The following is a 22,104-nucleotide window of genomic DNA, read 5'->3' on the forward strand; positions in this document are numbered from 1 at the left end:
TGCTCCGGCGAGGGGTTGACGATCGACATCCTGAATGAACGGCAGGCTGAATCAGGAATGCCGCGCCACAAACGGCGCGGCATTCGAAATCTGCACGGGGCGCCGCGGCTCAGCCCACCGGCTCGGGCTCCATTCCCTTGTCCCGGCTCGGAAGGCCCGCCTTCCCCGCCTTCGGGATCGCCGAGATGCCCTTGTCCTCGCGGTCCCCGCCCTCGTCGTCGCCGCCGCCGCGGTTGAGCGGCTGGCCGGCGACCACGCGGGCGATCTCCTTGCCGGTCAGGGTCTCGTATTCGAGCAGCCCCTGCGCCATCCGCTCCAGGTCGTCGCGCTTCTCGGTGAGGATGCGCTTCGCACTCTCGTAGCCCTCATCGACGAGCTTGCGTACCTCGGCGTCGATCAACTCGTGCGTGTCGGGGCCGGCGTTCACGCCCCCGGCCTGCGGCCCGAGATACGAGAACTGCTCGTTCGCATAGTCGATGTTGCCGAGCTGATCGGACATGCCGAACTTCGTCACCATCGCGCGCGCGATCCGACTCACCTGCTGGATGTCGGAGGCGGCGCCGGAGGTGACGTTCTCGGGACCGAAGACCAGTTCCTCGGCGACCTTGCCGCCCATCGCCATCGCGATCATCGACTTGTACTTCGTCTTGGTGACCGAAAGCTGGTCGCGCTCGGGCAGCGAGAGCACGAGGCCGAGCGCCCGGCCGCGCGGAATGATCGTCGCCTTGTGGATCGGATCGTGCTGCGGAACGTTAAGGCCGACGATCGCATGGCCCGCCTCGTGATAGGCGGTCAGGCGACGCTCGTCGTCGGTCATCACCATGGAGCGGCGTTCCGCGCCCATCATGACCTTGTCCTTGGCGTTCTCGAAATCCTCCATCATGACGAAGCGCTTGCCGGTCCGCGCCGCCATCAGCGCCGCCTCGTTCACGAGGTTGGCAAGATCGGCGCCCGAGAAGCCGGGGCAGCCGCGGGCGATGATACGCAGATCGACATCCGCGGCGAGCGGCACCCGGCGGGCATGGACGGCGAGGATCTTCTCGCGGCCCTTGATGTCGGGGTTCGTCACCTGCACCTGCCGGTCGAAGCGGCCGGGGCGGAGCAGCGCGGGGTCGAGCACGTCCGGACGGTTGGTCGCGGCGATCAGGATCACGCCCTCGTTCGCCTCGAACCCGTCCATCTCGACGAGAAGCTGGTTCAGCGTCTGCTCGCGCTCGTCGTTGCCGCCGCCATAGCCCGCGCCGCGATGGCGACCAACGGCGTCGATCTCGTCGATGAAGACGATGCAGGGCGCGTTCTTCTTCGCCTGCTCGAACATGTCTCGCACGCGGCTCGCGCCGACGCCGACGAACATCTCGACGAAATCGGAGCCGGAGATGGTGAAGAACGGCACGCCCGCCTCGCCCGCGATGGCGCGCGCGAGCAGCGTCTTGCCCGTGCCCGGAGGTCCGACGAGCAGCGCGCCCTTCGGGATCTTGCCGCCGAGGCGCGAGAATTTCTGCGGGTCACGCAGGAATTCGACGATCTCCTCGAGCTCCTCCTTGGCCTCGTCGATGCCGGCGACATCGTTGAACGTGACCTTGCCGGATTTCTCGGTCAGGAGCTTCGCCTTGGACTTGCCGAAGCCCATGGCGCCGCCGCGTCCGCCGCCCTGCATCCGGTTCATGAAGAAGATCCAGACGCCGATCAGCAGCAGGAACGGCAGCCAGAGGCCGAGCGCGGACATGAAGCCCGACTGTTCCTGCGGCGCGGCCTGGATCTCGACGCCGGCCTCGCGCAGGTCGGGGATCACGTCGCTGCCGCGGGGCTGGATCGTCTGATAGGCGACGCCGTCCGTGGCCGTGATATAGACCCGCTCGCCATCGAGCCGGACCGCGGACACCTGGCCCTCATCGACCCGGTTCAGGAAGTCGGAATAGCTGATCTCGCGCCCCATGCTGGTGCGGCTGCCGTTCGAGAAGACGTTGAACAGCGCGACCATCAACAGGAACAGGATGATCCAGAACGCGATATTCTTGGTGTTGCCCACGGGACACTCCCTTTCGCGAGCAGGCGGGAAGCCGCTCACGCTCTTTGATCTCTAACATAAGCTCTGGGGCCGGGGATTCAACGCAATAACGTGAACTCCCAGGGGGGTGGCAGCGCGGAAATCCTGCGGAATCGCGCCGCGGGCTCCGGCCGGGCCAGCGGCGCGGCGACGAGCCGCGTTCCGCGCCAGAGCGCCGGGGTGCTGAGCAGCGCCTCGCGCCGCAGTCCGCGAGCCCGCCAGTCGCCGCATTCGGCGAGACCCGCGGGGCCCAGCGCGCCGATCCGGAGGCCCGTTTCCCCTGCCTTCGGCCCGACTTCCTTCGCGGTCTCTCCGGCCTCTCCGATCCATTCCCAGCGTCCGTCCCAGCGCCCTTCGGCGAGTGGCACGGGCGGTGCCACGCAGGCGGGCTCCCGCCGGACCGCGAGTGTCGCCCCGCGGCGCCTGATCAGGCAGCCGTGCAGCGTCGCCGCCGTGCTCGCCCCGTCCGGGCCGTCCGTCTCCGGACCATCGAGGCCCAGGGTATCGAGCGCCCGTTCCAGGCTCGCGAGACGCGGGCGGTACGGTGCTCCCGAGACCCAGCCGAGCGTCGCGGCGAAAAGCCGCGACCGGATCTCGCGCGGCGCCTCCCTGATCGCGGCGAGGTCGAGGATCGCGTCGCCCGCCGGGCCCGCGGTCAGCGCGGCGCGGGCCAGATCGGCGGTCGATCGCTCCAACGCCTCCCGCGCGCGCGCCATCGCACCGGCGGTCTCCGCGAGACGCTCCACCCCGAGGCCGAACGTTGCGAGCGACTCGAGCGCCTCGCGGACGCGGACCCGTGCGAACCGCGGGTCCCGATTGCTCGGGTCCTCGATCCAGCCGACGCCCGCGCCGCGAAGGAAGGCGCGCAACGCCTCCCGCCGCGAGCCGAGCAACGGGCGGAGCACCGCGAGGCCGTCCCAGGCGATCTCCGCGCGCATGGCCGACAGCCCGTCGACGCCGGAGCCGCGGGCGAGGCGCATGAGGAAGGTCTCCGCCTGATCCTCCAGCGTATGGCCGAGCAGCACCGCGCCGGCGCCGCGCGAACGGGCGAAACCGCCGATGAGGCGCCGCCTCGCCCGGCGCGCCGCGTCCTGCGGATTGCCTTTCCCGTCCCAGCCGGTCCAGCGCAGGACCGCGTGCGGAATGTCCAGCGTGGCGCAGACGGCCCCCGCCCGCGCCGCCTCGTCCGCGCTTTCGGGGCGGAGGCCATGATCGACCGTGACGGCGATGACCGCCACGCCGCGCGGCGCGGCCCAGGCACGCGTCAGCAGCAGGAGCGCGGTCGAATCGCCACCGCCGGAAAAGCCGACCACGAGCGGTCCGGCCGGCGCGCGCCCGAGAACCGGGGAAATGGCGTCGAGAAGCGGGGCCCGGCCGGTCACGCGCAGCCTACCACGGGCTCATTGCTGGCAATCGAGTGCCCGTTCCTCCGCGGCCACGTCGGATGTGACCTCGGAACCCGGGTAGCGGCTGTCGACCTCGGCCAGCGTCAGGCATGCCTCGTTGGTCTGGCCAAGCTCTCCGAGGCTCACGCCCAGACGATAGAGCGCCCGGGGTGCGAACGGCCCCTCCGGCGCGCCGCTGAACGCATCGAGATAGCTCCGCGCCGCCCCGCGCCAGTCGGAGGTCGCCGCGAGCGCCTCGCCCCGGCGATACTGCGCCTCGCCCGCGAGAGGCCCGCCCGGATAGGTCGCGAGGAAGGTGCCGAAAAGCTGAGCCGCCTTCGCATTGTCGCCCGAATCCGCGGCCGCCACGGCGGCGTCGAAATCGCTCTGCTCGGCCATCGCAAGCTGCGGCTGATCGGAGGGTGGCGCCGCCGGGGAGGTGGCCACCGGCGCCCCGCCGCCCCGGCGCGGTGGCGGACTGGTCGCGGTCAAGCCGCCGCCGAGGGGCGCGGGCTGGCCCAGCGTGCTCGTGTCGCCGCCTTCGAGCTCGGTGAGCCGGAACTCGATATCGCCGACCCGGTTCGTCGCATCCTCGACGATGCGCCGAATGTCATTGGCCAGCACGTCGTAGCGGTTGGTGAGCCGCTCCAGTTCCGCCTGCAACTGGTCGAGTCGCGTCAGGGCCGTCGCCGGCGCGACGGGCAGCCCGCCGGCGGCGCCGGCCTTGACCAGCTCCTCGCGCAACTGGTCGATCTGGCCGTTGAGCACGGTCAGTTCCGACTGGATGTCCGCGACGCTCTCCGCCCGCGCCGACGGCGCCAAGGCGACAAGGACCAGGACGCTCACCGTGCAACCAAGGGCGCGCCCGAGGGACCGCCAATTCGACAACCAATTCGCCATCATGGGCTCGCAACTCCGAAGATCCGTCCAAATCTAGACGATGCGCGGGGCGGGCGGAACCCGCCCCGCGCGCGAGATCACGAACCGGTTAAGGCGCGTCTCAGCTTCCCGGCTGGGTCACCACGGTCACCGCGCGGCGGTTCCGGGCGAAGCAGCTTTCCTCGGCGCAGGTCGCGGCCGGTCGCTCCCGTCCGTAGGTGATGATCGAGATCCGCGCATCAGGGATCCCCTGACTAACCATGTAGTTGCGTACGGCGCTGGCGCGGCTGGAGCCGAGCTGGAAGTTGTAGTCGCGCGTGCCGCGCTCGTCGGCATGGCCCTCGATGGTGATCTGGCCGGAGTTCTGGTTCAGCCAGCCGATCTGCTGGTTGAGGATGCCGGTCGCCTCGGCCGAAAGCGTGCTCTGATCGACGGCGAAGAGCACGCGGTCGCTGATCGACGTGCCGGGCAGCGTGCTCGACCCGAGCGCCCCGCCGCTCACCCCGTCGAGCCCCAGGCCGCCGCCCGCCCCATCGACGCCGAGGCCGTTATACCCCGGGTCCGCGCTCGAGGGTACGTCGATCGCCCCGCCGGCGCAGCCGGCGAGCGCCAGCGCGGCGGCGAGAAGACCGCCCCTCACGATCCCGTTCCGCATCATTCGTTCCATCTCTCTCTCCCTGCCCCGAAGTCCCCGTGGTTCAATCCGTGGTTCAACGATCATCCCGGACGATCATCCCAGAAGCCCCGACCAGGAGGGGTCCGAGGCGAAGCCCGCCGTCGGCACCTCGCGCAGGTTCCGGCCCGTGATGTCGACCGATTGCACCCGCGGCCCGCCGCTGTCGCCCGGCGTTTCGCGGAAGAACATCAGCACGCGGCCATTCGGCGCCCAGGTCGGACCCTCGTCGATGTAGCTCGCGGTCAGCAACTGCTCTCCGGAACCATCGGTGCGCATGACGCCGATATGAAACCGGCCGCCGACGATCTTGGTGAAGGCGATCATGTCGCCCCTCGGCGACCAGACCGGCGTCGCATAGCGGCCGTCGCCGAAACTGATCCGGTCGGGCTCGCCGCCGCCCGCGGGCATCACGTAGATCTGCTGGCCACCGGAGCGGTCGCTCTCGAAGCAGATCCGCAATCCGTCCGGCGAGAAGCTCGGCGCCGTGTCGATCGACGCCGACCGCGTGAGCCGCTGGCGCCCGCCGGACCCGGCTTCCGCGACGAAGATGTCCGATCCGGCACCTTCGGAAACGGTGTAGACGACGCGGGAACCATCGGCGGAGAAGCTCGGTGCGAAGCTCATCCCCGCCTCGGCGTCGAGAACGCGCCTGCCGCCGCCGTCGGCGTTCATGATGAAGATCTTCGGCGCGCCCTGCTCATAGCTCGTGTAGAGGATCTGGCGCCCCTTGATCGAGAGCCGCGGCGTGACGACCAGCGACGACCCGTCGGTGACCGCGACCGCGTTCGCCCCGTCGTAGTCCATGACCGCGATGCGCTTGCGCCGCGTGCTCTTCGGCCCACTCTCCGCGACATAGGCGACCTTGCTGTCGAAATAGCCGCCCTCGCCGGTCAGCCGCGCATAGACCTGGTCGGCGATCTTGTGACCGAGCCGCCGCCAGCTTGACGCGGGTCCCTGGAACTGGAGCCCTTCGCCGAGGCCGGTCTGCGCGAAGACGTCCCAGAGCCGGAACCGGACCTGCGCCCGGTCGCCGCTCAGCCCGACCGCGCCGGTGACGAGCGCCTGGGCGTTGATCGCCTTCCAGTCCGCGAATTGCACCGGCGCGTCGAAATTGGTGATCCGCCCGATATGCGCCGAGGACGGGATCTCGCGGAAAAGGCCGGTGCCGGTCAGATCGTCGATCACCACCTGGGTGATGCGCCCCGCCAGATCGGCCGCCATCGGCGTGTCGGCGACGAAGAACGGCGCGGCGAAGGGCATCGGCTGGACCACCCCCTCGGTGATCTCGATCCGGAGCGGCGACTGGGCGACGCTCGCGAAAGGGCGCAGCGCCAGCACCGCGGGCGCGGCGAGAATCAGCGTGCGGCGGAGCCGGTTTACCATGAGACCATCCCCTCGGGGTTGAAGACGACTTCGATGTCCCGCCAGCGCGCGTATTTCTCGCGGGGCAGGTTGTCATAGGGCGCGCAGCGCAGCAGCGCCCGGCGCCCGGCGTCATAGGCGCGCTGGAACCGCGCGTCGGGAACCGGATTGGGCTCGACCAGCCGGACGGAGCCGCCGACGATCGACCCGTCCGGATTGAGTTCGGCGGCGAGCGTGACCTTGAGCTCACCCGCGTCGCGCAGCCCGGCAGGCAGGTTCCAGCAGGCCTGGACCGCGAGCACGAGGCCATCGCGCTCGGCATTGGTGATCGGCGGTCCGCTCGGCAGCGAGGTCGCGGCGGAGGTTCCGCTGCTCGGCGGCGTCGGCGCGGTGGGCGGCGTGGCGCCCGCGTCGAGCGCCGCCTGCCTTTCGGCCTGAAGCTGGGCCACGAGGTCGCTCGGCCGCGTCGAGGGCGCCGGCTGCCGGGCGGGCTCCGCCGCCGGTTCCTCCCCCGGCTCATCGGCGGGTTCATCGGCGGGCTCATCCGCCGGGTCATCGGCGGCCGGTTCGGGCTCGGGAGCCGGCTCCGCCCTCGCGATCTGCATGTTGCCGCGCCGGGCCATCGGACGAAAGGAGGTCTCGGGCGCCAGCGCCTGTTCGGGTTCAGGCTCCGGCTCAGGTTCCGGCTCAGGCTCAGATTCCGGCTCGGTGGGCCGCTCGGGCGTTGGCGCGGGAGCCGCGGCGAGGTCCTCGGACGGTTCATCGGCCGCGGGCGGCGTCGGCGCCGGCGCGATCGTCACCCCGCTCCGCGCCCGCGGCTGCACGGCGGCGAGATCGGTGGACGGGGGCGCGGGTTCGATCGGCGCCATCTCTGGCACCGAGAGCGGACTGTCGGGATCGAACTCGGGGCGCAGGGTCGTCACTTCGGGCTCCGGCGTCGTCGGCGCAGGCGGAGCCTCCGCCTCGGGCGCCGCGGGAGGCGCGCTCTCCGCATCGGGGCTGGGCTCCGCGTCCGGCACGGGCTCCGGTGGTGTCTCGCGCGGCTGCTCGGGTGGCGCCGCCTCGTCCCGGACGCCCTGCGCCGCGGCCTGCGCGCGGTCGAAATCCGCCTCGCTGATGAAGCTCACGTCGGTCACGGGAATCGGCGCGCGCTCCCGGGGCGGAAACCAGGGGAGCCCAAGGATCATCACCGCGATCAACGCCGCGTGCGCCAGTCCCGATATCGCCGCGCCGGTTCCCATTTCCCGACCCTAAGCGCCGTCCCGAATCCGGGCGGCGTCCTTTTCAGCCCCGCTGCCACGCTCCGCCCGGGACACGGCTCACTCGCCCTCGCCGGAACCGGAGCCGCCAGAAGTCGCGCCCCCGGAAGTCGCACCACCGAAGCTCGGGCCGCCCTGCTCGGTCACGAGCCCGATGTCATTGAATCCGCTCGCGTTGAGCGCCCCCATGACCTGCATCACCTCCGAATACGGGATGCCGCCATCGGCGCGGAGGAAGACCTTGTCGTTCGTTCGCTCCGCCGCGACGGCGCGCAGGCGCGGGATGAAATCCTCGCGTTCGATCTCGCTCGATTGCACCACGATCCCGCCCTCGCGAGTCAGCGAGATGGTCAGCGGCTCCTCCTGCTCGGCCGGCAGCGCGGCGGCGGCGGTCCTCGGAAGCTGCACCGGCACGCCCACGGTGAGCATCGGCGCCGCGACCATGAAGATGATGAGCAGCACCAGCATCACATCGACCATCGGCGTGACGTTGATCTCGGCCATCGGCCCCCGGCCGGTCCCGCGCCGCCGCCGCCGGCGCGCGGGCGCGGTGCCCTGAAGCGACGCGGCCATCTCAGGCGGCGTTCCGGTCGAGTTGCCGCGACAGGATGAGCGCGAATTCGTCGGCGAAGCTCTCGTAGCCGCCGATCGTCGTGTCCGTGTCCTGGTTCAGCTTGTTGTAGAAGATGACCGCGGGGATCGCCGCGAGGAGGCCGAGCCCGGTCGCCACCAGCGCCTCGGCGATACCCGGCGCCACGACGGCGAGATTGGTGCTCTGCTGCGTCGCGATCTCCTCGAAGGAGCCCTTGATGCCCCAGACGGTGCCGAAGAGCCCGACGAAGGGCGAGATCGACCCCACGGTCGCGAGATAGGTAAGCCCTTTCTGGAGCGTCTCCCCCTCCCGCCCGATCGCGACGTTCATCGCCCGCTCGATCCGGCTCTGGGCGCCGGCGATCAGCCCGCCGTCGGTCCGGTGCGAGCGCCGCCACTCGGTCATGCCGGCGGCGAAGATGCGCGCGGCACCCCCCTTCGGCTCCGGTCCCAGCTTCTCGAAGACGGTATCGAGCGGTTCTCCCGACCAGAAGGCCTGGTCGAAGTCCCGCGCCTCCTCCTTCGCCCGCTTCAGGTCGAAATGCTTCTGGATGATGATCGCCCAGGACCAGAACGAGGCCGCGATCAGGAGGAGCATCACGAGCTTCACGGTGACGCTCGCGCGGAGAAACAGCGCGAGCAGCGAGAAATCAAGGGTCTGCGCGGCGACGATGGTGTCGGGTTGCATGGTGCCTGCTTTACGTTGCTCGATATGCCCTGGCCGTGTTTTCCCGGCCCTCGGCGCATCCTACGTCAATTCGCGCGACTTGTGTCGAAAAACCCCGCTGATGTCTAGAGCGGCGGCGGCGGCCGGACAAGGATTTTCAACCATAGCGTGCATCACACGGCCGTGTCCCCGTCGTCGTCGCTGATACTCTCCCCGGTACCCTGCGACGGCCCCAGTTCCGCGAGCGCCGCGCGCGCCGCCTCGGGGACCCGCGCCGCCCGGCCGTTCGCGCCGAGCGCGACGATCAGGACCTTCGCTCGGAAGAGGCAGGTTCCGTCGCGCCAGACCGACTGTTCGAGCCCGACGCTGGCGCCGCCAAGCGCGCCGAGCGCGGTCTCGACGCGCAGCGTATCAAGAAGATGCGCGGGCGCGAGGTACTCGGCCTCGACCCGGCGGACGGCGAAGACCACGCCCTGCTCGGCCTTGAGCGCGCGCTGGTCCACGCCACGCTCGGTCAGCGCCTCGGTCCGGGCGCGCTCGATGAAGCGGAAGTAGTTGGCGTAGTAGACGATGCCGGCGAGGTCGGTGTCCTCGTAATAGACCCGGCAGAAGAATTCATGTGCCATGATTGCTCGATGCGCTGGGCCGGGACCGCGATCGGGACGGCCCCGGCCCGGTCGGACGGTCAGGGAGCCGTGACGGCGGAGAAGCTCGAAACCTGCAGGTCGGGTCCGACGACGCAGTCATAACTCACGCCATTGGCACCCACGGTGTAGATCGTGTCCCCGGTCTTGGTCGAAGCGGCTGGCGCCACGGTGATTCCGGCGGGATCGGCGGCCGTCACCGCGGCGGCGCGGTCGATACAGGCCTGTTCCTGCGCGGAAAGCGCGACCGGGGCCGGCGCGGGCGGCTCCTCACGGGCGCAGGCGCCGAGGCCGAGAGCGACGCCCAGAAGCGCCGGCACGGCGAAGCGCGCCGGGAGATGGGGGCTCGTCATGGGTGTTCTCCTTCCATTCGCCGCCCTCGGACGAGGCGGCGCGCCAACCCTGCGCCGAAGGCACCATGGCTGACAAGGCTCGGCCGGGACTTCGGCGAGGCTCGGCGGGCGGGCGCCGGTACGCGAACCCCGCGCGGGCATGTTCGGGCCGCTTGCATCGCCGATCCCGCTTTGAAAGCATGGCGACACATCGCCGCGATCCGCGAAGCAAATCCCGAGGTTCTGTTCGATGTCCCATTCCGCATCCGGACCCACACCCGAGAACCCGCCTGAAGATGGCGGCTCGTCCGCCGAACGGCTCTCGCGCATCCTCGCCAATCCCGCGCTGCTCGCCCGGCTGGCCCGCGAGGCGGAGGGCGAGGACCCGATCGACTGGGGCGGTCTCACGCTCGATCGCGGCGCGGCCTATGAGCTGATGGCCTCGCAGATCGCCGAGATGTTCCGGAATTACAACGCCCAGGGGCTCGGCAGGGACCAGCAGCTCGTCCTCGCGCTCGGGACGATCGTCAAACTCGCGACGGAATCATTCGTTCTGAATCAGCGGCTTCTGTCGCGCAGCTGAAGCCCCCTCTCAGCACCTAGCCGAAGAGATCCGCCTGCCCCGGTGCCGGGCGCGGCGGGGCGAGGCCGAGATGCGTCCAGGCGCGCGGCGCGAGCAGCCGGCCGCGCGGTGTCCGCTGGATCAGCCCCTGCTGCAGCAGGAAGGGCTCGATCACCTCCTCCACCGCGTCCCGCGCTTCCGAGAGCGCCGCCGCGATCGTCTCGACCCCGACAGGCCCGCCGCCATAATTCTCGGCGAGCAGCGTCAGGTAGCGCCGGTCCGCCGCGTCGAGGCCGAGGTCGTCGACGCCGAGACGCGAGAGCCCGGCGTCGGCGATCTCGCGCGTCACCTTGCCCTCGCCTTCGACGATCGCGAAATCAATCACCCGGCGCAGCAGCCGCCCGGCGACCCGGGGCGTGCCGCGCGCGCGGCGGGCAATCTCGCGCGCGCCCTCGGGTGTCGCATCGGCGCGCATCAGCCGCGCGGCCCGGGTCACGATCTGGATCAGCTCGTCGGTATCGTAGAATTCGAGCCGGGTCGGAATGCCGAACCGGTCGCGCAGCGGCGTGGTCAGCAGGCCGAGCCGGGTGGTCGCGCCGATCAGCGTGAACGGCCGAAGCTCGATCCGGACCGTGCGCGCCGCCGGCCCCTCGCCGATGACGAGATCAAGCTGGAAATCTTCGAGCGCCGGATAAAGGATCTCCTCCACCACCGGGTTCAGGCGGTGAATTTCGTCGATGAAGAGAACATCGCGCGTGTCGAGATTCGTCAGGATCGCCGCGAGATCGCCCGCCTTGGCAAGCACCGGTCCCGATGTCATGCGGAAGTTGACGCCAAGCTCGCGCGCGACGATCTGCGCCAGCGTCGTCTTGCCTAGGCCCGGGGGTCCGTGGAACAGGGTGTGGTCCATCGCCTGACCGCGGCGCCGGGCGCTTTCGATGAAGACGGAGAGATTCGCCCGCGCGGCGCGCTGGCCGATGAATTCGTCGAGCGCCCGCGGTCTGAGCGCCCGGTCGGCATCCTCGGGCAGCGGCTCGGGCCGGAGCGTCGGATCGGGTTCGGCCATGGTCTCAGCCCTTCGGTGCCAGCAGGCGCAGCGCCGCGCGTATGAGTCCGGCGGTATCGAGCTCGGGATCGGCGCCGATCGCCTCGGTCACCGCCGCCGCCGCCTCCCCCGGACCATAGCCGAGATTGCCGAGCGCCGAGAGCGCATCGGCCTGAGCGACGGCGGTCCGCGCGACCGCGGATCTCGCGGCGGCGGACCGGGCGGGCGCGGCACTGGCGGGCGATGGCGCGGCCGCGGGCTGGGCTTCGATGACCTCGCCCGTCATCGACGCGCGCGCACCCTCCGCCCCCATCGCCATGATCGCAGGCGCCTTGGCCTTCAGTTCGAGCACCAGCCTCTGCGCGATCTTCGGTCCGATCCCGGGCGCGGCCCGAAACGCGGCGCTGTCGCCGAGCGAGAGCGCGCGCGCGAGCCCGTCGGTCCCGAGCGCGCCGAGGATCGCGAGCGCGGCCCTGGCCCCTACCCCCTGCACGGAGACCAGAAGCCGGTACCACTCCCGCTCCGCCAGCGTCATGAAGCCGATGAGCTGCAACAGATCCTCGCGCACCAGCAGATCGGTGTAGAGCGAGACGAACCCGCCCGGGCCCGGCATCGAGACGAGCGTGCGGTCGGAACAATAGACGAGATAGCCGACCCCGCCCGAGGTCTCGATCAGCACATGATCGGCCGCGCGGTGGTCGAGCCGGCCGGAGACCTTGCCGATCATGCCAGCCCCTCCGCCCGGGCGATCGCGGCGTCGAGGCGCCCGGCGAAACGCGCGTGATGCGCGTGGCAGAGCGCGATCGCGAGCGCGTCGGCCGCGTCCGGTCCCGCGATCGCCGCCGTCGGCAACTGGAGCCGGACCATATGCGCGACCTGATGCTTCTCGGCATGGCCGACGCCGACGACGACCTTCTTCACCGCGTTCGGCGCATATTCCGCGACCGGCAGGCCGAAGAGCGCCGGTACCAGCAGCGCGATGCCGCGCGCCTGTCCAAGTTTCAGCGTGCCGGCGGCATCCTTGTTGACGAAGGTCTGTTCCACCGCCGCCGCCTCCGGATGCCAGGCCGCGAACACGCGGGTCAGCGCGTCATGCAGGCTCCTGAGCCGGAGCGCGAGGCTGTCGCCCTCGGAAACGCAGACGCCGTTCGCGACATGGGCGAGCCCCGCCCCCTCCATGTCGACCACGCCCCAGCCGGTTCGCCTCAGGCCGGGGTCTATTCCGATGACGCGCATTGGCGTTCCTGTTCCTTGCCTCGACGCCCTCACTAGCACGAACCCGGAACATCCGCCAAGCGCCACCGTGGGGGCGTTTCCATTGCTCATCGGCAAGATACTGTTAAGGTTAATTTTTTCCTGCGAGCCATGCAGGCATTGCATAGATGGAATGCAGTAATGCCAATTGTTTGAGCAGCGCGAGAACCGATATATTGGCGGTGTTCGGAACCTCGGATCGTCAGAGGTTCCCGCGGTCAGGAAACTGTGAAATGTCTGTCTATGAAACCAACCATCAGGTGCCGCTGGGCTCCGTCGCCACGCTCCGGGTCGTGACCCTGTTCGAGCGCGCTTATGATGCCGTGCTGGCCTGGTACAATGCGCGCGCGACCAAGGGCGCCCTTGCCCGGCTCACCGACGCGCAGCTCAACGATATCGGCCTCAACCGCGCGCATATCGTGGCGGTCGCCGAGGATCTCGCCCGCCGCTGAGCCTGCGCGCCGAGCCTCACCGCGCCAGTTGTTTCCGGGCCGCCCCTTGGGCGGCCTTTGTCTTTGGCGGCGTTCGCAGCGGCGGGGGCCCGGGATTGCCCCCGCTCCGTAGCGCAGGGGCGATGGATGAGCGGGACCCCGGCATCACCGGAACCCCGCTCGTATCGCTCAGAGAACGAAGTCGTCGCCCGACCAACCCTGACCCGCCTGCCCGTCGAGCACTCCGATGACGAGCAGCCCGTCGCCGGTATCGGCGTAGATGAGGCTCGCGCCCGACGCCGCCGCCTCGGCCCAGACATGGCCGGGTCCGCGTCCGTCGTCGAAGGTGAAGGCCTGATCGCCAGCGAGGGTCGGATCGGCGTCGAGGCCCGAGACATCGATCCGGTCGATGCCGTGCTCGAAATCGGCGATCCGGTCCCGCTGCCCCGCGTTCGTCCCGGTGGCCGCCGCGAAGATGAAGGTATCCGCGCCGCCGCCACCGCGGAGTTCGTCGGCGCCCGATCCGCCGCTCAGGCTGTCGGCGCCACCGCCACCGCGCAGCGTGTCGTTGCCGCTGCCACCCGAAAGCGTATTGCCGTCGCCGCCCCGCGCCGTCAGCGTGTCGTCGCCCGAGCCGCCGATGAGTTCGGAACGCGCCGTCGCCCCGGCCTCGGGATCGACCCTGATCACCGCGAGGAGCCGGTCATCGCCCGTGCCGCCCCGGAGCGTGTTGAGCGCGGTCGTCTCATAACCCGAGGCGAGCTCAATGCGCGCGGTCAGCGCGTCGTCGCCATTCCCGCCGCCGTCCGTGTTCGTCGCCGTGCCATTGTCATCGGCCAGCGAGATGCGCGCGACGATGGTGTCATCGCCGGCGCCGCCGAAGGCCTTGTTGTCGGCCGTGTCCTGGAAGTTGGGCCCCCGCGCGATCACCTCGATCCGGTCGTCGCCCGCGCCGCCACGCGCGACATTGTACTCGCCGCCGCCGAAGCCGGTCGGGGATCCCTGGACGACCGAGCGGATCACGTCATCGCCCGCGCCGCCGTCGGTCCGGCTGGTCGCGACGCCGCCATCGTTGCCGCTCGCCCGCAGACGGACCGAGATCTCGTCGTTGCCCGCGCCGCCCGCGACAGGAATGTCGAGTTCCGGGTAGCCGGAGTTCGACAGATAGAGGTCCACGGTGATCTTGTCGTTCCCCGAATCCCCGTTGACGATCAGCGATTCGCCGAGCGTGCCCATGCCGCCGGAGATGAGACCGTAGGTCACGGAGATCGTGTCATCGCCGCGGCCGCCGCCCACGACCCCGCGGAGCGCCGCGTCCGTCGAGCGCAGGTCGAGCGTGATCGCGTCGTTTCCGTCGCCACCCAGGAGCCGGGCGGTCGCACGCGTCGTCAGGCCGACATCATAATCCTCGATCGCGAGCTTCGCGGAGATCTCGTCATCACCCGATCCGCCGCTGAGGTTCGTCCGCAGCGTTGTATCGGAATGCGCGGTCAGGCGAATGTCGGTCGACAGCCAGTCACCGCCAGCATTGCCGAAGACGCGCGCGCCGGAAGCGGTGACGAGAACATGATCTCTTCCGGACCCGCCATCGAATTTCTTGTTCTCATCGGTGATTTGGACAGAGTTATCCCAGTCCGAAGCAGGTGCTGCCACGGCTTGATCCTTTCGATTCGCCCTCGCTGGAGGTGAGGCGAGTGAAACGCAACCGGCTTCACCATACAAGCGGATTTCCGCCGATCGTCAGGAATTTCGTAACACCGTGCGCTCCGGGCCACGGGCGCGCGACGGTTTCGCCCCGCGCCCGGGTGGCTGGCCTGGCCGACCCTCCCGGGACCGGCCGTGGCCTTCTCAGAGCAGGAAATCCCCCGCCGAATAATCACCGGCATCCACCGATCGCCCGTCGAGCAAGGACACCACGAGCACGCTACGGCCATTGTCGGCATGGACGAGGCTGCCGTGGCCGTCTGGGTCCTCCTCGACCCAGACCCGGCCCGAGCCGCCCTCGCCGCTGTCGTCGAAGGTGAAGGACTGGTTTCCGCTCCGCCATGACTTGGCGTCGACGCGGCTGATGTCGATCAGATCCTCGCCGATGGCGAAACCGAGCACGCGGTCACGCTCGCCACCGCGGATCGAGCCGAAGACGAATGTGTCATCCCCGCCGCGACCGCGCAGCAGATCGTCACCCACCCCGCCGACCAGCCGGTCGTCGCCGGAACCGCCGAGCAGCGTGTCATCGTCCTGGTTGCCCTCGAGAATATTGCCGTCCCCGCCCTGCACGCTCAGCCGGTCCGCGCCCTCGCCGCCGGCGAGTTCGGAATGGAGCGCTGCGTCCTCCGCCACTCCATCCGCCCGAATGATCGCGGTGAGCTCGTCATCGCCATCCCCGCCCTGGAGGAGGTTCACCCCGATGATCCCGGTGTGTTCGTCACCCTCACCCTCGGGCGAGAGTGTCAGCCGCGCCGTCAGGCGGTCGCCGCCGGCGCCGCCGATAAGCTCGTTGGTGCCTTGGGCTCGGTCACCCATCAGGTCGATGCGCGCGGACAGAGTATCCTCACCGTCGCCGCCCGAGAGCCGATTTTCTCCGATCAAGGCGTCGAAACCATCGCCAGGCTCGCGCCCGACTTCCACGGCCGCCACGATGCGGTCGTCGCCTTCGTCGCCTCGGACTTCATTCTGCCCCTTCCCGTCCAGATAAGCACGAATGATCGCGGTCACCTCGATATCATCGTCGCCCGCGCCGCCGCGAACATCATTCTGGGATTCGCCGAAAGTTGATCCGGCCTCGGCCACGGCGCGGATCACGTCATCGCCGTCGCCGCCGTCCAATTCGTTCAACGTCGCGCCCGCGTCAATCGAATAGGCATCAAGATAAGTCTCGATGCGGTCGTTGCCCGCGCCGCCGTTGACGATCGCGTGGTTGTACGCGCCCGGCAAGTCGGGCCCACCGCCATCGGCGAAGATCGAGATGTCATCGTCGCCGTCACCGCCTTCGACGGTAGTCGGCCCGCTGACGCCGAAATATCCGTCCACGGTCATCGTGTTGACGCGGACGATGTCATTTCCCGTTCCGGCATCGACGAAGGCCTCAGCCAGCCCCCCGGAGCCCGCGAGGTCGATCCAAAGAACGTCCTCGCCGTCCCCACCATCGAGCTTCGCGGTCAGGTTGAGAGCGTCGCCGAAGTCGTCATGCCGTCCCCGGATGCTGGCATGGAGATGGTCGTCGCCAGCGTCGCCGCGCAGTTCGGTGGTCAGTTCCCGCACCGCGTCTTCGCGTTCCTCGCCGTCCTCGTCCTCCATGGGTTCGCGGACGAAATCGATCGTCGTCGTCAGCCAGTCGTCGCCCAGCCCGCCGTTGATGACGGCTCCGCTCGCGGTCACGAAGACCGTATCGGTTCCGCGCCTGGCGTCGAGCTCAGTATCCGGTGCATCGACCCGGATATGGTCATTCTCGTCGCTTGCCTGTCGCGCCATGATCTCACACCTCATTAACGTTACGTTAAGAGCGGCCTAACCGGTGCGATCCGTCAAAACAAGCGGAAATCCGCCGATACCCCTAGTGTCGACGGAGCACCAGCGTCGTCCATTCGCCGATCGGAACGCGATCGATCCGGCGATAGCCCCAGCCTTCGTAGACGGCGAGGACGCCCGGCGCCTGCCGGGTGAGGAGACCGGACAGGATCGCCACGCCGCCCCGGGCCTGATGACGGGCCATGTCCGGCGCCAGCCGCTTGAGCGGCGCGGCGAGGATATTCGCGAAGACGAGGTCGAAGGGCGCGCGGGCGGCGAGCAGCGGGTGATTGAAGCCGGGCGCGGTCAGGCAGAGGATTCGCGGGCCGAGCCGGTTCGCGCTAGCGTTCGCCCGCGCGGTGAACGTCGCGACCGGGTCGATGTCAGAGGCGACGGCGCGTGCCGGCCAGACCGAGACCGCGGCCATCGCGAGCACGCCCGTGCCGCCGCCGATATCGGCGACGTTGCTCCCCACGAGGCCCGCGCGCACCAGACGGTCGAGCGCGGTGAGGCAGCCCTGGGTCGAGGCGTGGTGGCCAGTGCCGAAAGCCTGCGCCGCCTCGATCTCGAGGCCGATCCGCTCGGACGGGATCTTGTCGCGGTCATGCGAGCCATGGACGACGAAACGCCCCGCCTCGACCGGTGTCAGTTCCGCGCGGACCTGCGCCACCCAGTCGCGATCCTCGACCTTCGAGACCGCGAAATCCGGCGCCCCGTTCAGCGCCGCGAGCAGCGCCAGCCCGCCCGCGTCCGGCCGCCCGTCGAAATGCGCGCCAACGTCCCAGCGCCCCGAGCCATCGTCATGATCGCGCACCTCGGTCGAGAGCGGATCGAGGGCCTCCAGCGCATCGCCGAGCGCGCGCGCCGCGTCCTCGCCCGTGAGGACGGTGCTGGCGTAGAAGAGGGGCATGGGCGTCTCCGGAACTTCGCGGGGCGTTTCGGGCGCGCCTATGCCGACCGGCCGCCCGCGTCAAGCGGGCTGCCGCGCCGGGTCAGCCGGAGACACCGAGCCCCGCCGGACAGGCCACGCCCGTGCCATCGAGCCCGCAGTAGCCGCCGGGGTTCTTGGCGAGATACTGCTGGTGATAATCCTCGGCGTAGAAGAATTCGGGCGCGGGCAGGATCTCCGTGGTGATCGGCCCCAGCCCCGCCTCGGTGAGCGACGCCTGATAGGCCGCCTTCGAAGCTTCGGCCGCCGCCGCCTGCTCGGGCGTGAAGGTGTAGATCCCGGACCGATACTGCGTGCCGTGATCGTTGCCCTGCCGCATGCCCTGGGTCGGGTCGTGGCCCTCCCAGAAGGCTTTCAGCAGCGCCTCGAAGCTGATCTCGTCAGGGTCGTAGGTCACGAGCACGACCTCGTTATGGCCGGTGCGCCCGGTGCAAACCTCCTGATAGGTCGGGTTCGGCGTCCCGCCGGCGGCGTAGCCCACGGCCGTCATCCAGACGCCCGGGAGGCGCCAGAACAGCCGCTCGACACCCCAGAAACAGCCCATGCCGAAGATCACCTGGCCGAACCCGTCCGGGACCGGCCTCTTGAGCGGGCGGTGGTTCACGAAATGCGTCTCGGCGGTCGGGATCGGATCGGGGCGGCCCGGCAGGGCCTCGCCCTTCGCCGGTATCTCGCGCGGTTTCAGAAGGCCGAACACCATCCCCGTCTCCTTTCACGTCTCGGAACCATCATCTCTGGCGATGATGTAAGTCCTCCGGGGCGGTTTCCAAGACGGCCAGACCTTCGGGCATCAGCCCTCCGACGAAGCGCCAGCCGGCCCAGACGGCGATCGTGCCGACGAGAACGCCAGCCGCGGCCTGCCCGTAGAGCACGCCGGGCGCGCCGAAGGCGTTCGACATCGCCCAGGCGAAGGGCAGCAGCACGAAGCCGTCGCGGGCCCAGTTGAACCCGGTGGACCAGAGCGGCTTGCCGAGCGTGTTGAAGGCCGAATTGGCGACGAAGAGCGCCCCGGTGAAGATGAATCCTCCCGCGGCGATGCCGACGAAGGCGTCCACCACCACGGCGCCCTCGGGGCCGAGGCGGAACATCTCGACGACCAGCTCCCGCGTCGCGAAAAGGACGCCCCAGGCGGCGAGCGTGTAGGCGAAGCAGAAGAGCACGCTGTCGCGGTAGATCCGCCGGACCCGCGACATGAGCCCGGCGCCGTAGTTCTGGCCGAGGATGCCGCCGATCGCGCCCGAGAGCGCGAAGATCCCGGCGAAGGCGAGAACGGTCAGCCGCGAGATCACCGCGAAACCCGCCACCGCGCCGTCGCCGAAGGAGGCGATGAAATGCGTGAGCAGCGCGTTGCCGAAGGGCGTCGACATCTGCGTGAGGATCGCAGGCACCGCGATGACCCCGAAAGGATGCAGGATCGCCCGCAGATCCCGCGCGCTGACACGGCCGAGCACCCGGTGCACACCCATGAGATACCAGAGCGCCAGGATCCCCACGCCCACGCGCGCGATCAGCATGACCCAGGCCGCCCCGTCGATGCCGAGATCGAACCCGAAGATGAAGAGCGGATCGAGCAGCATGGCGACGATGCCGGCGATCATCGTGACCAGCATCGCCCGCCAGCCGTCGCCGATCGCCCGCAGGATCGCGCCACCGCACATGCCGATCGCCATGAGCGGCATCGACGGCAGGGTGATGACGAGAAACCGGTCAGCGATGTCGAGCGTCGCCCCGCTCGCCCCGGCGTAGTGCAGGATCGTCCGCCGCCAGAGCAGGATCGCCGTGACGAGCAGGATCTGCGAGGCCAGCGTGATGAGGAGCGAGGCCGTCGCGAGCCGCCGCGCCCCCGCCGCGTCGCCCTGCCCGAAGGCCCGGCTGACGAGCGCGGTGGTCGCGATCGCGAGCCCCATGCCGGTCGAGATGATGAAGAACTGGATCGTCCAGGCGAAGCCGAGCGCGGCCATCAGCGCCTGATCGCCGAGGCGCGAGATCCAGAACAGCGTCGCCGTGTCGATCAGGAACATGAAGGTGAGCCCGGCGGCGCCCGTCAGCGTCATCCGGATCACATGGCTCATCGTCGAGCCTTCGAGGAAACGGGCATGGGACATCACCGCGCCCCTCCCGCTTTGGGAGCGACGGCCGGGCTCCTGATCGGAGAGGCGAAAGCGGTGAAGGGAACGCGCGATGATACCGGGAACACGAACTGACCTGACAATGCGGCGGGATGCCTCACAAGGCTACGGCAAGGCAGGTCGGATGGCGAGCACCTATTTCGCGTCGGCGGAATTCTTCCATGCGCGTTTGGCATGAATTCTCCGTGACCCGTTCAATTATGACGGTCCTCTGGCTTGATGCGGCTGCGAAGAGCCCTTTCGGTTCTCCGATCGCAGCCACTCCGGATGGTCACCCATGTCCCGGTTTCGCCGTCGCGGCGGGCGAGGACTTCGCGACGCACGGCCCATGACGAACCATCCGGGCGGTAGAGCGGGACGCGTCGGCGGCGAAGACGACCAAGCGATTCACGAGATCGCGCCTCGACCGGACTCGCGCCGGACATCCTGGCCGGGACGCCCGGCCCTCCGTCAGTTCGTCGCGAGCACGTTCTGGAACTGCCAAGGGTCGCTTTCGTCGATCTCCTCGGCGAACTGCGCCCAGCGGGTCGAGATCGGGGTCCAGTCGGTGTAATGCCCCTCGATCCGGCCGAGATAGGGCCGCATCACGTCGAGGCAGAAGGCGTGGTCCATCTCGTCGGTCTCGACGATCCCGGCTTTCGGGTTCTTGAGCGCCCAGGCCATGCCGGCGAGAACCGCGCTCGTAACCTGAAGCCCGGTCGCATTCTGGAACGGCGCGAGGTCGCGGCACTCCTGGATCGAGAGGCGCGAGCCGTACCAGAGCGCGTTCCTCTCATGCCCGTAGAGCAGCACGCCGAGGCAATCCTCGCCCCAGAGGATCTCGTTCTCGTCGAGGATCTTCTGCGCCTCCTGGATCTTGCCGGAGCCGAGCATCTCGTGAAGCGACAGCACCGCCTGCCCGCAGGGGTGATAGGCGTAGTGGCAGGTCGGCCGGAACTCGGGGCTCGCGCCCTCGCCGACGGTGTAATAGTCGGAGATCGAGATCGCCTCGTTATGCGTCACGAGGAAGCCGTATTGCGGACCGGCCTCGGGCGTCCAGGTGTGGACCTTGGTGAGCAGGCCGGGCGAGTCGAGATAGATCGCCGCCTGACAGCCCTTCTCCTGACGATGACCGTTGGGCGGGAACCAGGTCTCATGCGTGCCCCAGCCGAGTTCCGCGGGCTGGAAACTCTCGGAGATAAACCCCTCGACCGACCAGGTGTTGACGAAGGTGTGCAGCGGCTTCGCATCGCGCCCGGCCTGGGTGTCGCGCTCGGCGATATGGACGCCCTTGACGCCGAGATCGCGCATCAACGCCGCCCAGCCGGCGCGGTCCTTCGGCGCCGCGGTGTCGTGGCCGGTATCGCGTGCCAGCACCAGCAGCGCCTCCTTCAGGAGCCAGGACACCATGCCCGGATTGGCGCCGCAGCAGGAAACCGCCGTCGTGCCCCCCGGATTCGCCGCCTTCTCCCGCCGCACCGTCTCGCGCAGCGCATAATTCGTGCGGTCCGCGTCCGAGAGCGACAGGTCGAAATAATGCCCGGCCCAGGGCTCGACCACCGTGTCGATATAAGGCACGCCGATCTCGCGGCAGAACCTCATGAGGTCGAGCGAACTGGTATCGACCGAGAGATTGACGCAGAACCCCTTGCCCTCGGGAAACAGCTGTCCGAGCAGCGCCCGGTAATTGTCGCGGGTGATCTCGGTATGGATGAAATGCACGCCGCGCTGTTCGAGGAAGGTCTTGTGTTCGTCCGAAGGCTCGATGACATGGACCTGCTTCGGATCATAGGTGAAATGCCGTTCGATCAGGGGCAACGTCCCCTGCCCGATCGACCCGAAGCCGATGATCACGATCGGCCCGTCGATCCGGCCGTAATTCGGATGCGTCCGCGTCAATTTCCTGAACTCCCTCAAGCAGCGGTGCCAGCCTCGGCCAGCGTCGCGCGCACCATAGGAAATTTGGCGCGGAAGGGAAGTGTGGTGGGCCGGGTGTGACGGTTTGGCAATGCGAAGACAGGCGGAGTTTTGCGGAATCCGGCTTTCTAGCAAATGCAAGCCAGATCACGGAAAATTCACTTTCTGATTGCAACCGATCCGAAGGCGATTACTCTCGCGGAAAGCGAATGGAGATTTTCGTGCCAAGATCAATCATAGTGCTTACGATCGCAGCGGTTCTATGCTCTTGCGCTACACCGGAACCAGCAACCTTCGCCTACCGCGCCAGTACGACGAATAGCGAGAAGGCGATGGACTATGTCGACTGCCAGACCGAAGCTACAAACCGGGTTGATCGTGCCCCATCTGGTGGTGTAGCTCACGGCGGGCCTCGCGCTCATCAGCGGGCCGAGCAGGTCAGTCGCGCTGCGCGGCAGGCAGGCTGACGGTGAGATCATCGCAGACGGG

The 22,104-nt window shown here is 69.0% G+C and carries 21 protein-coding genes; 2 read left to right on the forward strand and 19 right to left on the reverse strand.

Going from position 1 to position 22,104, the window contains the following annotated elements; genetic code table 11:
• Positions 1–109: 109 nt before the first annotated feature.
• The 10 genes from ftsH to ACLJK8_RS14845 form a co-directional block, all read right to left on the reverse strand.
• Complete coding sequence (ftsH, locus tag ACLJK8_RS14800; protein WP_413151079.1) at positions 110–2,029, reverse strand: ATP-dependent zinc metalloprotease FtsH; 1,920 nt, start codon at positions 2,027–2,029, stop codon at positions 110–112.
• Positions 2,030–2,106: 77 nt separating this feature from the next.
• Positions 2,107–3,429, reverse strand: a complete 1,323-nt coding sequence (tilS, locus tag ACLJK8_RS14805; protein WP_413151080.1) for a tRNA lysidine(34) synthetase TilS — start codon at positions 3,427–3,429, stop codon at positions 2,107–2,109.
• A gap of 18 nt (positions 3,430–3,447) precedes the next feature.
• On the reverse strand, positions 3,448–4,278 hold the full coding sequence (gene ybgF / locus ACLJK8_RS14810) for a tol-pal system protein YbgF (protein WP_413151081.1): 831 nt from the start codon (positions 4,276–4,278) through the stop codon (positions 3,448–3,450).
• 154 nt (positions 4,279–4,432) lie between these two features.
• Positions 4,433–4,978, reverse strand: coding sequence for an OmpA family protein (locus ACLJK8_RS14815; protein ID WP_413151082.1), 546 nt, complete (start codon positions 4,976–4,978; stop codon positions 4,433–4,435).
• Positions 4,979–5,041: 63 nt separating this feature from the next.
• Entirely contained in the window at positions 5,042–6,370 is a 1,329-nt protein-coding gene (tolB, locus tag ACLJK8_RS14820) for a Tol-Pal system beta propeller repeat protein TolB (protein WP_413151083.1), read from the reverse strand.
• A complete protein-coding gene (locus ACLJK8_RS14825; protein WP_413151084.1) occupies positions 6,364–7,536 on the reverse strand; it encodes a hypothetical protein in 1,173 nt (390 codons plus the stop codon). Before ACLJK8_RS14825 ends, tolB begins: the two co-directional genes overlap by 7 nt.
• A gap of 132 nt (positions 7,537–7,668) precedes the next feature.
• Entirely contained in the window at positions 7,669–8,181 is a 513-nt protein-coding gene (gene tolR, locus ACLJK8_RS14830) for a protein TolR (RefSeq protein WP_413151085.1), read from the reverse strand.
• Between the two features lies 1 nt (position 8,182).
• The gene (gene tolQ / locus ACLJK8_RS14835) at positions 8,183–8,887 is read right to left on the reverse strand and encodes a protein TolQ (RefSeq protein WP_413151086.1); all 705 of its coding nucleotides are present in this window, start codon (positions 8,885–8,887) and stop codon (positions 8,183–8,185) included.
• A gap of 152 nt (positions 8,888–9,039) precedes the next feature.
• A complete protein-coding gene (ybgC, locus tag ACLJK8_RS14840; protein WP_413151088.1) occupies positions 9,040–9,492 on the reverse strand; it encodes a tol-pal system-associated acyl-CoA thioesterase in 453 nt (150 codons plus the stop codon).
• A gap of 59 nt (positions 9,493–9,551) precedes the next feature.
• Positions 9,552–9,863, reverse strand: coding sequence for a hypothetical protein (locus ACLJK8_RS14845; RefSeq protein WP_413151089.1), 312 nt, complete (start codon positions 9,861–9,863; stop codon positions 9,552–9,554).
• 229 nt (positions 9,864–10,092) lie between these two features.
• Between ACLJK8_RS14845 and ACLJK8_RS14850 the strand changes: the two genes are divergently transcribed.
• A complete protein-coding gene (locus ACLJK8_RS14850; protein ID WP_413151090.1) occupies positions 10,093–10,425 on the forward strand; it encodes a hypothetical protein in 333 nt (110 codons plus the stop codon).
• Positions 10,426–10,441: 16 nt separating this feature from the next.
• On the opposite strand, the gene ruvB is transcribed toward ACLJK8_RS14850, so the two are convergent.
• The 3 genes from ruvB to ruvC are packed head-to-tail and all read right to left on the reverse strand — an operon-like array spanning position 10,442 to position 12,685.
• Positions 10,442–11,470, reverse strand: a complete 1,029-nt coding sequence (gene ruvB / locus ACLJK8_RS14855; protein WP_413151091.1) for a Holliday junction branch migration DNA helicase RuvB — start codon at positions 11,468–11,470, stop codon at positions 10,442–10,444.
• 4 nt (positions 11,471–11,474) lie between these two features.
• The gene (gene ruvA, locus ACLJK8_RS14860) at positions 11,475–12,176 is read right to left on the reverse strand and encodes a Holliday junction branch migration protein RuvA (protein ID WP_413151093.1); all 702 of its coding nucleotides are present in this window, start codon (positions 12,174–12,176) and stop codon (positions 11,475–11,477) included.
• Positions 12,173–12,685 carry a crossover junction endodeoxyribonuclease RuvC gene (ruvC, locus tag ACLJK8_RS14865; RefSeq protein WP_413151095.1) on the reverse strand — a complete coding sequence of 171 codons (513 nt, stop codon included), beginning with the start codon at positions 12,683–12,685 and terminating at the stop codon, positions 12,173–12,175. Before ruvC ends, ruvA begins: the two co-directional genes overlap by 4 nt.
• A gap of 251 nt (positions 12,686–12,936) precedes the next feature.
• Between ruvC and ACLJK8_RS14870 the strand changes: the two genes are divergently transcribed.
• On the forward strand, positions 12,937–13,155 hold the full coding sequence (locus tag ACLJK8_RS14870) for a DUF1127 domain-containing protein (protein ID WP_413151097.1): 219 nt from the start codon (positions 12,937–12,939) through the stop codon (positions 13,153–13,155).
• Between the two features lie 168 nt (positions 13,156–13,323).
• Here the strand turns inward: ACLJK8_RS14870 and ACLJK8_RS14875 are convergent, their stop codons facing one another.
• From ACLJK8_RS14875 to ACLJK8_RS14900, 6 genes are all read right to left on the reverse strand, one after another.
• Entirely contained in the window at positions 13,324–14,787 is a 1,464-nt protein-coding gene (locus ACLJK8_RS14875) for a calcium-binding protein (protein WP_413151098.1), read from the reverse strand.
• 195 nt (positions 14,788–14,982) lie between these two features.
• A complete protein-coding gene (locus ACLJK8_RS14880; RefSeq protein ID WP_413151100.1) occupies positions 14,983–16,605 on the reverse strand; it encodes a calcium-binding protein in 1,623 nt (540 codons plus the stop codon).
• A gap of 82 nt (positions 16,606–16,687) precedes the next feature.
• Positions 16,688–17,551: a 50S ribosomal protein L11 methyltransferase gene (locus ACLJK8_RS14885; protein ID WP_413151101.1), complete on the reverse strand. Its 864-nt coding sequence runs from the start codon at positions 17,549–17,551 to the stop codon at positions 16,688–16,690.
• An 82-nt stretch (positions 17,552–17,633) separates the two neighbouring features.
• A complete protein-coding gene (gene msrA, locus ACLJK8_RS14890; RefSeq protein WP_413151102.1) occupies positions 17,634–18,290 on the reverse strand; it encodes a peptide-methionine (S)-S-oxide reductase MsrA in 657 nt (218 codons plus the stop codon).
• A 28-nt stretch (positions 18,291–18,318) separates the two neighbouring features.
• Positions 18,319–19,695: an MATE family efflux transporter gene (locus ACLJK8_RS14895; protein ID WP_413151103.1), complete on the reverse strand. Its 1,377-nt coding sequence runs from the start codon at positions 19,693–19,695 to the stop codon at positions 18,319–18,321.
• A gap of 474 nt (positions 19,696–20,169) precedes the next feature.
• The gene (locus tag ACLJK8_RS14900) at positions 20,170–21,597 is read right to left on the reverse strand and encodes a homospermidine synthase (RefSeq protein WP_413151105.1); all 1,428 of its coding nucleotides are present in this window, start codon (positions 21,595–21,597) and stop codon (positions 20,170–20,172) included.
• Positions 21,598–22,104: the final 507 nt, after the last annotated feature.

The sequence above is a fragment of the Amaricoccus sp. W119 genome (assembly GCF_047275745.1).
Taxonomy (GTDB): domain Bacteria; phylum Pseudomonadota; class Alphaproteobacteria; order Rhodobacterales; family Rhodobacteraceae; genus Amaricoccus.

What these genes read in the sequence shown, in the direction of transcription:
- ACLJK8_RS14870 (WP_413151097.1), top strand. Translation starts at nt 12,937, where the DNA reads ATGTCTGTCTATGAAACCAACCATCAGGTGCCGCTGGGCTCCGTCGCC.
- ACLJK8_RS14825 (WP_413151084.1), bottom strand. Translation starts at nt 7,536, where the DNA reads ATGATCCTTGGGCTCCCCTGGTTTCCGCCCCGGGAGCGCGCGCCGATT.
- ACLJK8_RS14815 (WP_413151082.1), bottom strand. Translation starts at nt 4,978, where the DNA reads ATGGAACGAATGATGCGGAACGGGATCGTGAGGGGCGGTCTTCTCGCC.
- msrA (WP_413151102.1), bottom strand. Translation starts at nt 18,290, where the DNA reads ATGGTGTTCGGCCTTCTGAAACCGCGCGAGATACCGGCGAAGGGCGAG.
- ruvB (WP_413151091.1), bottom strand. Translation starts at nt 11,470, where the DNA reads ATGGCCGAACCCGATCCGACGCTCCGGCCCGAGCCGCTGCCCGAGGAT.
- ACLJK8_RS14850 (WP_413151090.1), top strand. Translation starts at nt 10,093, where the DNA reads ATGTCCCATTCCGCATCCGGACCCACACCCGAGAACCCGCCTGAAGAT.
- tolB (WP_413151083.1), bottom strand. Translation starts at nt 6,370, where the DNA reads ATGGTAAACCGGCTCCGCCGCACGCTGATTCTCGCCGCGCCCGCGGTG.
- ACLJK8_RS14845 (WP_413151089.1), bottom strand. Translation starts at nt 9,863, where the DNA reads ATGACGAGCCCCCATCTCCCGGCGCGCTTCGCCGTGCCGGCGCTTCTG.
- ACLJK8_RS14880 (WP_413151100.1), bottom strand. Translation starts at nt 16,605, where the DNA reads ATGGCGCGACAGGCAAGCGACGAGAATGACCATATCCGGGTCGATGCA.
- ACLJK8_RS14885 (WP_413151101.1), bottom strand. Translation starts at nt 17,551, where the DNA reads ATGCCCCTCTTCTACGCCAGCACCGTCCTCACGGGCGAGGACGCGGCG.
- ruvA (WP_413151093.1), bottom strand. Translation starts at nt 12,176, where the DNA reads ATGATCGGCAAGGTCTCCGGCCGGCTCGACCACCGCGCGGCCGATCAT.
- ruvC (WP_413151095.1), bottom strand. Translation starts at nt 12,685, where the DNA reads ATGCGCGTCATCGGAATAGACCCCGGCCTGAGGCGAACCGGCTGGGGC.
- ybgC (WP_413151088.1), bottom strand. Translation starts at nt 9,492, where the DNA reads ATGGCACATGAATTCTTCTGCCGGGTCTATTACGAGGACACCGACCTC.
- tolR (WP_413151085.1), bottom strand. Translation starts at nt 8,181, where the DNA reads ATGGCCGCGTCGCTTCAGGGCACCGCGCCCGCGCGCCGGCGGCGGCGG.
- ACLJK8_RS14895 (WP_413151103.1), bottom strand. Translation starts at nt 19,695, where the DNA reads ATGTCCCATGCCCGTTTCCTCGAAGGCTCGACGATGAGCCATGTGATC.
- tolQ (WP_413151086.1), bottom strand. Translation starts at nt 8,887, where the DNA reads ATGCAACCCGACACCATCGTCGCCGCGCAGACCCTTGATTTCTCGCTG.